The organism is Tenacibaculum dicentrarchi (assembly GCF_964036635.1).
Taxonomy (GTDB): domain Bacteria; phylum Bacteroidota; class Bacteroidia; order Flavobacteriales; family Flavobacteriaceae; genus Polaribacter; species Polaribacter dicentrarchi.
Genome location: NZ_OZ038524.1, coordinates 1170942 through 1184796, shown reverse-complemented (window position 1 = coordinate 1184796; position 13855 = coordinate 1170942). Strand labels below are relative to the sequence as shown.

Sequence of the window (13855 nt, the reverse complement as noted above, 5' to 3'; positions counted from 1 at the left end):
AAGCGATTTATATATAGAATAAATACGCAATTAAAAATTACATTAAATGAACATTCAAAATTCTGAACTTATTTTAAATCCTGACGGTAGCATTTATCATCTAAATTTAAAACCAGAACATATAGCTACTGACATTATTTTTGTAGGAGATCAATACCGTGTAAACAAAGTTACAGAACACTTTGATTCTATTGAGTTTACCACACAAAAAAGAGAATTTAAAACCACCACAGGAACTTACAAAGGCAAGCGACTTACCGTAATTTCAACAGGTATTGGTCCTGATAATATTGACATCGTTTTAAACGAATTAGACGCCTTAGTTAATATTGATTTGAAAACACGAAAAATAAAAGAGCAGCATACGGCGTTAAATATTACCCGTATCGGAACTTCAGGTTCTTTACAGAAAAGTGTTCCTGTTGATAGTTTTTTACTAAGCACTCACGCTCTAGATTTAAACGGAATGCTACATTCATATCAAGTAACTGAAATTTCTCACCCAGAAATGGAAGATGCTTTTATAAAACACACCGATTGGAGCGCTAAAAAACCATCGCCTTTAATTATTGCTAACAGTGCATTTCTAGAAGATAAATTAACCTCAGCAAAAATTTATAAAGGAATTACTGCTACCGCAGGAGGTTTTTACGGACCTCAAGGACGTGTATTGCGTTTAGCTTTACAAGACGCTAGCTTAAATAATAAAATAGATAGTTTTGAGTACCAACAAAATAAAATCACTAATTTAGAGATGGAAACTTCTGCTATTTATGGTCTATCAAAATTATTAGGACACAATGCGGCATCAATGAATGCGATAATTGCCAACAGAGCAAATGGTACTTTTAGTGAAAACCCTAATAAAGTAGTTGCCAATTTAATTATATATACATTAAATAAATTAGTTTCGTAAATGACAACCTTAAAAGTTGGTGGTGTACCAGAACACTTTAATTATCCGTGGTATGTTGCTTTAAAAAACAAAGAATTTACCAAGCAAAATATCAATTTGCGTTGGCAAGATTTCCCTGGTGGAACAGGTGCTATGTGTAAAGCATTACGATCTGGAGACGTAGATATCGCTATTGTTTTAACCGAAGGAATTATTAAAGATATTAATAATGGAAATCCGTCTAAAATAACGCAAACCTTCGTGAAAAGCCCTTTAATATGGGGAATTCATGTTGCTGCAAATTCACGCTTTAAAAAAATTGAAGACCTCGAAAATGCCACGGTTGCTATTAGTCGTTTTGGTTCAGGGTCACATTTAATGGCCATTGTAAATGCGCATAATAACGGCTGGGATATTGACCAATTAAAATTTAAAGTTGTTGGTAGTTTACAAGGCGGAATTGACGCCTTAACAAACGGCGATGCTGATTATTTTATGTGGGAGCATTTTACCACAAAACCGTTGGTTGACAATGCTACTTTTAGACGCTTAGGAGATTGCCCAACTCCTTGGCCTTGCTTTGTTATTGCCGTTAGAAACGAAGTGTTAGAAAATAATTTTGAAGAAGTAAAAAAAATATTAGCTATTATTAATCAATATACAGGTGATTTTAAAGACACCCCTGATATCGATAAAATACTAGCCCATAGATATGAGCAACAACTAGACGACATTCAAAAGTGGCTTTCAATAACCCAATGGAATGATGGCGAAGCAGTAACTGAAAAATTAATAAGCAGCATACAAAATAAAATGCAAGATTTTAACGTTATTGATACTAAGAGAGATTCAGGTGAGTTAATCAGAAATATGTATCTTTGATTTTTTTAAAGATTTTTAAACCAAACAAAATGAAAAAATTAGTAGTTATTGCCATTTGTACGCTTAGTCTTATCGGTTTTACTTCATGCGGAAGCACAAGCCCTTGTGGTTTGGCCAAAACTGAGCAAACAAAACAAAATCAACAGCAATTAGAAATAATTGTTGCCGATAACGCAACTGAACTTACCGCATAAATATTTGATGTATCAAGTATCATAAAAATCCGCTTTTTTAAGGCGGATTTTTTAGTTTTTCTTTTGTAACATTGGTACAAATTTAAAATCCCCTAATTCATGTTTTTCAAATTCTTTTGCTGATTTTCTAATAAACAAAGTCATTACTTGCTCTTTATCGCCTACAGGAATTAACAATCTTCCTCCTACTTTTAATTGACTCAACAAGGGTTTTGGCACAAAAGGCGCTCCTGCGGTTACAATAATTTTATCGAAAGGTGCTTCTTCAGATAAACCAATATAACCATCTCCAAAAATAAAACGCTTTGGACGGTAGCCTATTTTAGGTAAAAAAAGTGATGTTTTTTTAAACAATTCATGCTGACGCTCAACAGAATATACTTTTGCTTTTAATTCTAACAACATAGCTGTTTGATACCCTGAGCCTGTTCCTATTTCAAGTATTTTATCGCCAGTTTCAACAGCTAAAACCTGCGACTGAAACGCTACCGTATATGGATGTGAAATTGTTTGTTCGGCAGCAATAGGAAATGCTTTGTCTTGATAGGCATGCGCCTCAAAACTGCTATCAATAAATAAGTGTCTGGGAATTTTACGCACCGCATTTAGCACCTTTTGATCGGTAATTCCTTTTGATGCTAAAACAACTGCTAGCTTATTTCTTAAGCCTTGATGCTTAGTGGTGTCTTTCATTACTTGTAATAATATTTAATTTTGATACTATAACAAAAATATCACCATCGATAACACGCTAATTATCAACAAAATTTAAGCATGAAAAATGTATGATACTATACGATAGTACTTGATATGAATTGTCTGTAATAATTTAATTTCAACATTTCAAAAGTAGTAATAAATATGTATAAAATTGTATCTTTGTTTGTATTGCTTTTTTGGGCACATCCGAAGCAATTTTTAAATTAAAAACACGGTTATTTAAAGAGGTTTTTTTATTGAAATTTCAAAAATAATCACATAAAAATAATTACACAAAATTAAACACATTATGTTAAAAGCTGGAGTTTTAGGTGCAGGTCATTTAGGTAAAATTCACTTGCGTTTGTTGCAAGAATCTGAAAAATATGAATTAGTAGGATTTTACGATCCTTTTACTGAAAATGCTAAAAAAGTAGCTCAAGAATTTGGCTACAAACTTTTTAATTCTATTGAAGAATTAATAGATGCCGTAGATGTTATCGATATCGTTACCCCAACATTATCTCATTTTGACTGCGCTCAAAAGGCTATAGAAAAAGGAAAGCATATTTTTATTGAAAAACCAATTACAAGCACCGTACAAGAAGCCGAAGCCATTCGAACATTAGCAAGTCAATATCATATTAAAGGACAGGTTGGGCATGTAGAGCGTTTTAACCCTGCTTTTACTGCAGTAAAAAACATGATAAACACACCAATGTTTATTGAAACTCATCGATTAGCCGAATTTAATCCTCGAGGAACTGACGTGCCTGTAGTATTAGATTTAATGATTCATGATATTGATATTATTTTATCTGTAGTACAATCAAAAGTGAAAAGTGTACATGCTAGTGGTATTGCCGTAATTTCTGATACCCCTGATATTGCCAATGCACGTATTGAATTTGAAAATGGTTGTGTTGCTAATTTAACTGCAAGCAGAATTTCAATGAAAAACATGCGTAAAAGTAGGTTTTTTCAAAAAGATGCCTATATTTCTGTTGACTTTTTAGAGAAAAAATCCGAAGTGGTAAAAATGAAAGAAGTTCCTGAAAACCCTGATGAATTTGCTATGATTTTACAAAATGCCGAAGGTGTTAAAAAGCAAATTTATTTTGACAATCCTAACGTTATTAAAAACAATGCCATTTTAGATGAATTAGAATCATTTGCAAATGCTATTAATAATGAAACAACTCCTATTGTTTCTTTACGCCAAGGAACCGAAGCATTACGCGTAGCTCACATGATTATTAACTGCTTTAAAAAATAAAACACAAACCTTCTTTTTGGCGTTATTTTAAATAATTTTAATTATATCAATGAAAAAAAAATTAACCTTCACACCAAGTTTATCAATACAATCTTTTATTTTATTCTTTTTTATAGCTTTAAGCTCCTTAACTTCTTGTTCGGAAGAAGAGCAAGAAGACCGCTCAATATTTATCAATAGTATTGATGCTGAAAATATTCAATTTAACAGCACAACGCTTAAATGGTATTCAAGTATTTCAGGAGAAAAAACGACAGCAGTTTTTGATATTTATTTAAATGATAAATTAATTAAAAAAGGGTATGAAAAGAACTCTTTTGAATTATCTAACTTAACGCCAAACACTCAATATTCGGGTAAAATTATCGGAAGAACTAATTTCGATACCAACGTTGAAAAAATATTTTCTTTTACAACCGCCGATTATCCTGATCCTTTATCTTTTAATGTTTTAGCCACCAAAATAACTTCTGAAAGTGCGGTTATTACCTGGAAAACACCTAAAACATTAGATCAAGCAACTTTAACCTATAGCATTTATGTTAATGGTGAAGTTAAAAAAGAGAATATTGCCGAAAATACCGCTGGAAACTTCTATAAAATAACCGATTTAGCTCCTTATAAAGAATATATTATACGAGTTATTGCTACAACTGATAAAAATAAACAAACATTTAAAGAAATTAGCTTTAATGCTTTGGCAACCAGTTTTCAAGAACTTACATTAACTTCTAAAAATATTACACAAACAGCAGCGAATATTGATTGGAATGTTTCAACGGTCAATTATTTAGATGCTAATATTATTACTTATGATATTTATTTAAACGGAACCTTAGTTATTGAAAACACTACTGAAACAACACATCTTTTACAAAACTTAACACCGAATAAATATTATACCGCTAAAGTAATTGCCAAGCTAAAAAATGGCGATTCAATACCTAAAAAGATTGAATTTAAAACCTTAGGAACACCTCCTTCTGATTTTACAGTGTCATTAAAAGGAGAAGCTCAACCGAATTGGACGGAAATTCAATGGACAATACCAACCGTTGCTGATGATGTTTCGTTTAAATATAACCTTTATTTAAATGATGAAATTATTGAACATGATATTTTATCATTCATTGATAACCGTACACTTCCTGACTTAAAAGAAGCTAGTCAATATACGCTTAAATTAGTTGCAATTGCCGATAACGGAACAGAAACTTTTTCGAATACTATTACATTTAAAACCATAACTTACCCTAAAATAAATGGTGATTTAATACTTAATTTTAGTAATAATTTAGGAACTTCGGCCATTGCTTATTGGACACCTGTTAGCTATACTCATAATAATGAAAACAAAAAAGTTTATTATAATATATCAATAAAAGAATTAAATAATTATGATGACTCTACTACTGAATTAAGCCGTTACTTAAACAATTTAAAGCCCAACACAAGCTATACAGTTCGTATAAAAGCAACTGTTAGTGATAGCGGTTTTAATAATTACATCGCTTCAAAAACAATAGAAAAAATAATTACAACAGCCCAAGATTATCCATTACACCCAACTATAAAAATTACAGAGGCTATTTTATATGCTAAAAACAGCACCTATTTCCCTGGTCAAATTAGGGTTAAATTTTCAGAAAAAATCAGTGATATTGATGTGAAAACTTTTTTTGCTTCTACCATGTTTATGAATAATTTTCAAACCTACTCTTCTTCTATTTTAAGTAATAAATTATCTAACAGTAAATATGATTATATCGTAAATAATTTTGGAGGTAATGTTATTGTAAACCAAGGTTATGTTGTATTTAATGATGCTGGAAAAACATACCGAATTCCATATAGTTTTCATATAGATAGTAATTAAATTCATTATATATAACACATTAAAAAAATCATTAAGAATATGAAAAACATCGCTGTAATAGGAGCTGGAACTATGGGAAATGGTATTGCACATACCTTTGCTCAATTCGGATATACTGTTCAACTTATTGATATTTCTCAAACTGCTTTAAATAAAGGTATTGCTACGATTACCAAAAATTTAGACCGAATGCTTGGTAAAGAGAAAATATCCGAAGAAGATAAAAAAAATACCTTACAAAATATTTCAACACATACTTCTATCAAAAAAGGCGTTCAAAATGCCGATTTAGTGGTAGAAGCTGCTACCGAAAACCTAGCGTTGAAATTAAAAATATTTAAAGAATTAGACGAAGTTTGCCCTGAAAAAACCATTTTAGCAAGCAATACTTCTTCTATTTCTATTACACAAATTGCAGCGGTTACCAACAGACCCGAAAAAGTAATTGGTATGCACTTTATGAACCCTGTGCCGATTATGAAATTGGTAGAAATTATCAGCGGTTACAATACTGCTGATGATGTATTGAATTTCACTGTTGATTTATCTAAAAAAATAGGAAAAACACCTGTTAAAGTAAACGATTACCCAGGTTTTGTAGCAAATCGTATTTTAATGCCAATGCTTAACGAAGCTATTGAAACCTTGTACAATGGTGTTGCTGGTGTTGCTGAAATTGATACGGTAATGAAGCTCGGAATGGCACACCCCATGGGGCCGCTACAACTAGCTGATTTTATTGGTTTAGATGTTTGTTTATCTATATTAAACGTATTGTATGACGGCTTTAAAAAGCCTAAATATGCGCCCTGCCCTTTATTAGTGAATATGGTTAATGCAGGAAAATTAGGTGTAAAATCGGGTGAAGGTTTTTATGATTATTCAGAAAATAGAAAGGCAGAAAAAGTTGCTAAAATGTTTTTATAATTTTTTTATTTTTATTGATTCATATAAAAAACCAGCAACTTTTTCAATAGAAAAAGTTGCTGGTTTTTTTTAGCTTAACACCTCTTTCACAGATTATTTCTTAGAACATTTTTTATAAATATCTTCATACATTGGTAATATCTTTTCTAACGAAAATACTTTAATATGTTGTTTTGCGTTTTCTTTAAATTCTGCTAAAATAGCTTCATTTTTTAAAATTTTAATCGCATTTGTTGCCATGTCATTTACATCGCCTAAATTACTTAAATACCCTGTTTTACCATGGATATTCACCTCAGGTAAACCACCGCAATTTGTTGAAATAACCGCCGTGCTAGCTGCCATTGCTTCTAAGGCTGCCAAACCAAAGCTTTCAGTTTGCGAAGGCAATAAAAAAACATCAGAATAACATAATATTTTAGCTACTTCATTACTATTTCCTAAAAACAAGACTTTGTCTTCAATATTTAATTTTTTCGCTAAATTTTCTGCTTTTAAACGCTCAGGACCATCACCCACCATCAATAATTTTGAAGGAACTTCTTTTTGAATTTTATTGAAAATTTCAATAACATCTTGGGTTCGTTTTACAGGACGGAAATTACTAACATGAGTTACTATTTTTTCTTCAGATGTTGCTAAAGCGATACGCTTACAATCTCCTTGATGTGCTGTATTATATTTTTCACCATCTATAAAGTTATAAACTACTTTAATATCTTTTTCAATATTAAATAAACGCAGCGTATCTTCTTTTAAACTGTTCGAAACCGTAGTTACCTCATCCGATTGATTTATACTAAACTCAACCGCTGTTTTATAGGTTGGATGGCTTCCAACTAGCGTAATATCGGTACCGTGAAGCGTGGTTACTACTTTTATATTAATATTCTTTTCTTCCAGCATTTTCTTCGCCATATACGCCGCATAAGCATGCGGAATAGCATAATGTACATGTAAAACTTCTAGTTGATGTTTTTCAACAACCTCCACCATTTTACTTGACAATGCCAACTCATAAGGTTGGTATTGAAATAAAGGATACTCTTCTAAAACAACTTCATGAAAATGCAATCGATGTGAAAAAAAATCTAATCGAACAGGCTGATTATAGGTTATAAAATGAACCTCATGTCCTTTATCGGCAAGTGCCATTCCTAATTCTGTCGCTACGACGCCACTTCCTCCAAAAGTTGGATAACAAACAATTCCTATTCTCATAATTAAATTTGATGATTATAACAGTAAATTTACGGTATTTCTTATATTTTTCTGTGAATAAAAGCATAAAAAAATCCCGCTTTAAAGCGAGATTTTAATTTTTTATCTAAAAGAATAATTTAGTAATCTCCTAATGTTTCAGGATTTTGAGCTAATGATTCTGCTAACTGCTCATCATTTGGTGCTTTACCATGCCAAGCGTGTGTATTCATCATAAAATCGATTCCGTTCCCCATTTCGGTATATAATAATACACAAACTGGTTTTCCTTTACCAGTGCGAGATTTTGCTTCAGCCATTCCTTTTAAAATAGCTTCTACATCATTTCCTTTTTTAATTTTTAATACATCCCAACCAAAAGCTTCAAATTTAGCTTGTAAGCTCCCCATTGCTAATACTTGGTCTGTTGTTCCGTCAATTTGCTTTTCGTTTACATCGATTGTAGCAATTAAATTATCAACTTTTTTAGCTGATGCATACATTGCTGCTTCCCAGTTCTGACCTTCTTGTAACTCACCATCACCATGTAATGTATATACAATTTTATCATCTTGGTTTAACTTTTTAGCCTCTGCTGCTCCAATAGCAACGCTCATTCCTTGCCCTAAAGAACCCGAAGCAATACGGATACCTGGTAAATGGTCGTGAGTTGTTGGATGCCCTTGTAAACGGGTGTTTAATTTTCTAAAAGTAGCTAATTCTGCTACTGGAAAAAATCCACTATGTGCTAAAACACTATAAAAAACTGGCGATATATGTCCGTTTGATAAAAAGAATAAATCTTCGTTATTCCCATCCATTTTAAAATCAGTAGAGTATTCCATGATTTCTTGATACAAACAGGTAATAAATTCTGCACATCCTAAAGAACCTCCTGGGTGTCCTGAATTTACTGCGTGTACCATTCGAACGATATCTCTACGAACTTGTTGTGTAAAATCTTGTAGTTGTTGTGTTGTTGGCATTGTTGTGTTGTTTTGATGTGTCTTGTTATATCTAGGCAAAAGTAACGGTTTATAAAACAATTGCCTATTACTTTTTTTAAGTTTTTTGCTTTTTCTTTTTTGCCGCAGGAAATAGCACATTATTTAAAATTAAACGATATCCTGGCGATGTTGGATGTAGCTCTAATTCGGTTTTCGGGTCGCCAATTCTATGCTGATAATCTTCTGGGTCATGCCCTCCGTAAAAGGAAAACATCCCTTTTCCTTTTGTTCCATGGATATATTTTGCTTCTCCATTTGTTGGGTTTCCTCCTAAAACTAGCACGGTAGATTTAATAGTATTACCATCAAACGAAGTAGTTTGCCCCATAAAACCTTTGACTAATTGCGTATGATTCTGGGTAAGCATGGTAGGAACTTGATCCCATTTTGCCGAAAACTCTTTCAAGGTAAAATAATCTACTTCTTTTTTTATTTTACGCTTACGAGTCATATCAATAGAAGAAAATTCGTAGGTTGTAGGATTGCGAATTAATTCAAAATCTTTAAAGGCAAAGGTCTTATTAAAATTTATTTTTGATTGATAATTTACTTCCGAAGCATCTGAGTCAAACATTCCTTCACAAATATCTACGCCATCGGCGGATAAAGCAATATCAAAACTATCGGTTGCTGAGCACATGGCAAACATAAAACCACCACCAATTACGTAATCACGTATTTTTTTAGCAACAGCACTTTTTTCTTCGGATACTTTTGCATACCCTAATTTTGTTGCCAATGCTTCTGCATCTTTTTTCTGCTGAATATACCAAGGCGCAGTTCTAAAAGCTCCATAAAAACGACCGTATTGCCCTGTAAAATCTTCGTGATGCAAGTGCAACCACTCGTATAATAACAATTTATCATTTAAAATTTCTTGATCATAAATGATATCAAAAGGAATTTCGGCATAGGTTAACACCATGGTTACCGCATCATCCCAAGGCATTTTTCCTTTTGGAGAATACACCGCTATTTTAGGAGCTTTTTCAAGTGTAACTGCCTCTTGATTTTTAGAAGGAGATGAAATTTTTTCTAAAATTATTTGAGCTTTAGCATCTGAAATTACCTGATACGAAACCCCTCTAATTTTACATTCTTTTTCTAGCGAATTATTATTTTCTAGTAAAAAAGCACCACCATCATAGTTTAACAACCACTTTGATTTTAAGCCATTTTCTAAAGCATAATAAACAATTCCGTAGGATTTTAAATGATTTTTTTGATTTTCATGACTCATCGGAACATAAATGAACGATGCCCAAAGTGAGTTTGAAATCAATAAAAATAGTATTATGTGTAGTGTTTTTTTCATCTTCTTTTTATATCAAAAACTAAAATACACAATTACAAAGTCGTAATTGTGTATTTTATATATTTTTATAAAAAATTATTAGTTCGAATTATTTTTTCTTCAACATAAAGAAAAATAAGAAATCGAATCCGTCAAACTGAATTTATTTCAGTTTCACATCGTGATTTTCCAAAGTTCTTCGCTTTATGCGATGCTGAAATAAATTCAGCATGACGCTAGAAACTCCACTAAAACGGGACATCGTCATCACTCGGACCAAAAGCATCTTCAGGTGAAGCAAACCCATTCGAAGCGACTTCATTATTAAAACTAGTAACACCTCCTCCGTTCATACTCGATTCAAATTCACTACTATTTCCTTCATCTAAATCAGAAAATAAGGCTAAATGTCCTGTAAATTTTAAACGAATATTATCCATTCCACCATTACGATGCTTTGCTACAATAAATTCTCCCTGCCCTTCACATGGCGAGTGGTCGTCATCATCCCATTCGGTCATTCCGTAATATTCAGGACGAAAAATAAACGAAACAATATCGGCATCTTGCTCAATTGCTCCAGATTCACGTAAATCAGAAAGTAATGGTCTTTTTGAACCTCCACGAGTTTCCACAGCACGTGATAATTGCGATAATGCAATTACAGGAATACTCAATTCCTTTGCTAATGCCTTTAAATTTCGAGAAATAGTTGATATTTCTTGTTCACGATTTCCTGACGAACCTCCTGCAGTCATTAATTGTAAGTAATCAATCACAATTATTTTTACATCGTTCTGCGATACTAAACGTCGTGCCTTTGCACGTAAATCAAAAATAGAAAGTGCTGGTGTATCATCAATAAAAATAGGAGCATCAGAAAGTTTTTTAACCTTTACATTTAACTGTTCCCATTCATGGGGTTCTAAATTTCCTTTACGTAATTTTTCAGATGTTAAACCTGTTTCAGAAGAAATCATACGGGTAATTAATTGTACCGATGACATTTCTAATGAAAAAATAGCAACCGCATTATTAAACTGAATAGCCATATTTTTAGCCATCGAAATTACAAATGCTGTTTTTCCCATACCAGGACGGGCTGCAATAATAATTAAGTCGGAAGGTTGCCAACCCGATGTTAAAGCATCTAGTTTTGTAAAACCTGTTTGCAAACCACTCATTCCGCCTTTTCCTGAAATTTCTTGAATCCTGTTAATAGATTGCTGTACTAATGAATCGGCTTTTTCTGCTCCTTTTTTAAGATTTCCTTGAGTTACTTCAAATAATTTTCCTTCGGCTTCGTCTAATAAATCAAAAACATCAACAGTTTCATTATAAGAATTTTCAATTATTTCCGAAGAAATGGTAATCAATCTACGTTGAATGTATTTTTCTAAAATAATACGAGAGTGAAACTCAATATGTGCCGAAGAGGCTACTTTTTGAGTTAAACCGATTAAGAAAAAATCACCTCCAGCTACGGCTAATTTTCCAGTCTTTTTTAATTGATTCGATACTGAAAGCAAATCAATTGGTTCAGAATTTTGAAAAAGTGTGTAAATTGCCTGATATACTTCTTGATGTCTTTTATCATAAAAAGATTCAGGGGTAAGAATATCAATTACCTCATCAATTCCTTTTTTATCAATCATCATAGCCCCCAAAACTGCCTCCTCTAGCTCTAAGGCTTGTGGCGGTAATTTTCCTTTTTCAAGATTAACAGTTCTACTGTTATTCGTTTTTCTTCCTCTGTCAGATTGAGTTCGTTCCATGGTGCAAAGATAATTTTTTCAACTGATATTTTTAGTAGCTGTCTTTAACTTTATTTATCAAAAATTAACATACAAAAAATAGTCATTATTTTACTTAAAACCTAGTGTTTTTACCAGTAACTTTCTTATTTTTGAGGGTATGAAACAGGCTAAAATAAAAATAATTATAGCGCTCACCCTGCCTATTCAACTATTTCTTATACATTTTTTAAGCAAAAAACCACACTGGATAGAAGAGTATTATAGTAGCAGGGTTTATCCTTCTATTTCTAAAACACTACGGCTGATTTTAGGTTGGATTCCTTTTTCTGTAGGCGATATATTGGGTTTAATTTTATTATTTCTAATGATAAAAGCCTGTTACTCTTTGATTAAAAATAACTTTAAAAATAGTATTTCAAAATTTTTACAGTTTACAGGTATTTTATCGCTGCTTTATTTTTGTTTTTATGCCTTTTGGGGATTGAATTATTTTAGAGAACCTTTGGCTGAAAATTTAGGATTAAAACAAGCAAATTATAGCACGGAACAACTTATTGAAACTACGCAAAAAATTATTTTTGAATTAAATAAAACACATCTAGACATTACTCATAATGATACTATTAAAGTAACTGTTCCTCACACTCGAAAACAAATATATGCCTTAGCCACTAACGGATACAAGCAGTTAGAAAAGCAATATCCGCAGTTAAAATATCAATTTCCATCAATAAAAAGCTCGGTAGTTAGCTTATTTCAATCTTATAACGGAACTGGCGGCTATATTAACCCGATTACTGGCGAAGCACAAATAAATGACCTGCTTCCTAAAACAGGTTATCCTGCAACAACTTGCCATGAAATGGCGCATCAAATTGGTTGGGCAGCTGAAAATGATGCCAATTTTGTAGGCTTTTTGGCGGCTATTTCAAATGAAGATATATATTTTAAATATTCTGGATACAGAATGGCGTACACCTATTGTATTAACCAGGTTTATAAAAGAGATAAAAACAGCGCTAAAAAGCTAAAAAACACCGTAAATAAAGGGATTTATAAAGATTATAACGACAGTTACTTACATTGGCAGCAATTTAAAAACCCTATTGAACCGTATTTTAAAAAAGGATACAACGCTTATTTAAAGGCAAACAACCAAGTAAATGGTATAAAATCGTACAGTTATGTAGTAGATTTGCTCATTGCTTATTTTACTCAAAAAAACTAAAATTAATTACTTATTTATGAACTATTTTTTATCAATTTTAACCTTCTTATTAATCACATCTTGTAATTCATCTTCCGATTTAAAAAAAGATTTCACTTGTAAAAATGATGCTTTTTATCAGGAAAACACTCTTAAAGAACAGCAAGATTTTCGAAAATACTTTACAACTTATTTTCCTGAAAATTGGAAAGTAAATTTATATTACGACACTAAAAAAACATCTATTTATGCCGCAGATACCACTGTTAATTTAACAAAAACAACGCTTATTGATGTAACATTGGTACACAATACTGTTTATATTGATAAAACTTTTGCCCAAAAAATTACAGCAGATAACAAAAAAATGGGCTTAACAGAACTTAAAACAAAGCACTTACAATTATTTAAGAAACCTTCTTATTATAGTTATGCCCAAGGAAAAAAAGGCAAATATTCCTATCATATTTTAAATACCTTTACAAAAATAAACACCGATAATTTTTTACACGTTAAAACGGAAGTTTATGGCGATTATTTGGTTACAGAACGCTTCTGCAAAGCCATCGAATTAATCGAAAAAATAAACCTAAATTAATATTTTTAGAACATTTAATAGAAAATAACATAAATAAAAACAC

General features: G+C 31.8%; 13 protein-coding genes. 8 read left to right on the top strand and 5 right to left on the bottom strand.

The window, feature by feature from the left end; all coding sequences use genetic code 11:
* Positions 1 to 46 precede the first annotated feature (46 nt).
* From ABNT14_RS05235 to ABNT14_RS05225, 3 genes are read left to right on the top strand one after another with little or no spacing between them, the layout of a single operon-like run.
* On the top strand, positions 47 to 916 hold the full coding sequence (locus tag ABNT14_RS05235) for a nucleoside phosphorylase (RefSeq protein ID WP_101902046.1): 870 nt from the start codon (positions 47 to 49) through the stop codon (positions 914 to 916).
* Positions 917 to 1777, top strand: coding sequence for a substrate-binding domain-containing protein (locus tag ABNT14_RS05230; RefSeq protein WP_101902045.1), 861 nt, complete (start codon positions 917 to 919; stop codon positions 1775 to 1777).
* 29 nt (positions 1778 to 1806) lie between these two features.
* On the top strand, positions 1807 to 1971 hold the full coding sequence (locus tag ABNT14_RS05225) for a hypothetical protein (RefSeq protein WP_158508511.1): 165 nt from the start codon (positions 1807 to 1809) through the stop codon (positions 1969 to 1971).
* Positions 1972 to 2022: 51 nt separating this feature from the next.
* Here ABNT14_RS05225 and ABNT14_RS05220 read toward each other — a convergent pair whose 3' ends face one another.
* Positions 2023 to 2664, bottom strand: a complete 642-nt coding sequence (locus ABNT14_RS05220) for a protein-L-isoaspartate(D-aspartate) O-methyltransferase (RefSeq protein ID WP_058884962.1) — start codon at positions 2662 to 2664, stop codon at positions 2023 to 2025.
* A gap of 316 nt (positions 2665 to 2980) precedes the next feature.
* Here ABNT14_RS05220 and ABNT14_RS05215 point away from each other — a divergent pair, with 316 nt between their 5' ends.
* From ABNT14_RS05215 to ABNT14_RS05205, 3 genes are read left to right on the top strand one after another with little or no spacing between them, the layout of a single operon-like run.
* Complete coding sequence (locus tag ABNT14_RS05215; protein ID WP_101902044.1) at positions 2981 to 3946, top strand: Gfo/Idh/MocA family protein; 966 nt, start codon at positions 2981 to 2983, stop codon at positions 3944 to 3946.
* 49 nt (positions 3947 to 3995) lie between these two features.
* Positions 3996 to 5822, top strand: coding sequence for a fibronectin type III domain-containing protein (locus tag ABNT14_RS05210; protein WP_101902043.1), 1827 nt, complete (start codon positions 3996 to 3998; stop codon positions 5820 to 5822).
* A gap of 39 nt (positions 5823 to 5861) precedes the next feature.
* Entirely contained in the window at positions 5862 to 6749 is an 888-nt protein-coding gene (locus tag ABNT14_RS05205; RefSeq protein WP_101902042.1) for a 3-hydroxyacyl-CoA dehydrogenase family protein, read from the top strand.
* A 93-nt stretch (positions 6750 to 6842) separates the two neighbouring features.
* Here the strand turns inward: ABNT14_RS05205 and bshA are convergent, their stop codons facing one another.
* The 4 genes from bshA to dnaB all read right to left on the bottom strand — a co-directional run bounded on the left by bshA (position 6843) and on the right by dnaB (position 12025).
* On the bottom strand, positions 6843 to 7970 hold the full coding sequence (gene bshA / locus ABNT14_RS05200) for an N-acetyl-alpha-D-glucosaminyl L-malate synthase BshA (RefSeq protein WP_101902041.1): 1128 nt from the start codon (positions 7968 to 7970) through the stop codon (positions 6843 to 6845).
* 119 nt (positions 7971 to 8089) lie between these two features.
* Positions 8090 to 8935, bottom strand: a complete 846-nt coding sequence (locus ABNT14_RS05195) for a transketolase (RefSeq protein ID WP_101902040.1) — start codon at positions 8933 to 8935, stop codon at positions 8090 to 8092.
* 76 nt (positions 8936 to 9011) lie between these two features.
* Positions 9012 to 10196 (bottom strand): asparagine synthetase B, encoded by a 1185-nt coding sequence (locus tag ABNT14_RS05190; protein WP_101902039.1) that lies wholly within the window; start codon positions 10194 to 10196, stop codon positions 9012 to 9014.
* Between the two features lie 302 nt (positions 10197 to 10498).
* Complete coding sequence (gene dnaB, locus ABNT14_RS05185; RefSeq protein ID WP_101902038.1) at positions 10499 to 12025, bottom strand: replicative DNA helicase; 1527 nt, start codon at positions 12023 to 12025, stop codon at positions 10499 to 10501.
* A gap of 139 nt (positions 12026 to 12164) precedes the next feature.
* Between dnaB and ABNT14_RS05180 the strand changes: the two genes are divergently transcribed.
* Together ABNT14_RS05180 and ABNT14_RS05175 are read left to right on the top strand one after the other, a co-directional pair.
* Positions 12165 to 13235: a DUF3810 domain-containing protein gene (locus ABNT14_RS05180; RefSeq protein ID WP_101902037.1), complete on the top strand. Its 1071-nt coding sequence runs from the start codon at positions 12165 to 12167 to the stop codon at positions 13233 to 13235.
* A gap of 16 nt (positions 13236 to 13251) precedes the next feature.
* Positions 13252 to 13812: a hypothetical protein gene (locus ABNT14_RS05175; RefSeq protein WP_145993558.1), complete on the top strand. Its 561-nt coding sequence runs from the start codon at positions 13252 to 13254 to the stop codon at positions 13810 to 13812.
* Positions 13813 to 13855 lie beyond the last annotated feature (43 nt).

What these genes read in the sequence shown, in the direction of transcription:
- ABNT14_RS05175 (WP_145993558.1), top strand. Translation starts at nt 13,252, where the DNA reads ATGAACTATTTTTTATCAATTTTAACCTTCTTATTAATCACATCTTGT.
- ABNT14_RS05190 (WP_101902039.1), bottom strand. Translation starts at nt 10,196, where the DNA reads ATGAGTCATGAAAATCAAAAAAATCATTTAAAATCCTACGGAATTGTT.
- ABNT14_RS05205 (WP_101902042.1), top strand. Translation starts at nt 5,862, where the DNA reads ATGAAAAACATCGCTGTAATAGGAGCTGGAACTATGGGAAATGGTATT.
- ABNT14_RS05180 (WP_101902037.1), top strand. Translation starts at nt 12,165, where the DNA reads ATGAAACAGGCTAAAATAAAAATAATTATAGCGCTCACCCTGCCTATT.
- ABNT14_RS05195 (WP_101902040.1), bottom strand. Translation starts at nt 8,935, where the DNA reads ATGCCAACAACACAACAACTACAAGATTTTACACAACAAGTTCGTAGA.
- ABNT14_RS05235 (WP_101902046.1), top strand. Translation starts at nt 47, where the DNA reads ATGAACATTCAAAATTCTGAACTTATTTTAAATCCTGACGGTAGCATT.
- ABNT14_RS05220 (WP_058884962.1), bottom strand. Translation starts at nt 2,664, where the DNA reads ATGAAAGACACCACTAAGCATCAAGGCTTAAGAAATAAGCTAGCAGTT.
- bshA (WP_101902041.1), bottom strand. Translation starts at nt 7,970, where the DNA reads ATGAGAATAGGAATTGTTTGTTATCCAACTTTTGGAGGAAGTGGCGTC.
- dnaB (WP_101902038.1), bottom strand. Translation starts at nt 12,025, where the DNA reads ATGGAACGAACTCAATCTGACAGAGGAAGAAAAACGAATAACAGTAGA.
- ABNT14_RS05225 (WP_158508511.1), top strand. Translation starts at nt 1,807, where the DNA reads ATGAAAAAATTAGTAGTTATTGCCATTTGTACGCTTAGTCTTATCGGT.
- ABNT14_RS05210 (WP_101902043.1), top strand. Translation starts at nt 3,996, where the DNA reads ATGAAAAAAAAATTAACCTTCACACCAAGTTTATCAATACAATCTTTT.
- ABNT14_RS05215 (WP_101902044.1), top strand. Translation starts at nt 2,981, where the DNA reads ATGTTAAAAGCTGGAGTTTTAGGTGCAGGTCATTTAGGTAAAATTCAC.
- ABNT14_RS05230 (WP_101902045.1), top strand. Translation starts at nt 917, where the DNA reads ATGACAACCTTAAAAGTTGGTGGTGTACCAGAACACTTTAATTATCCG.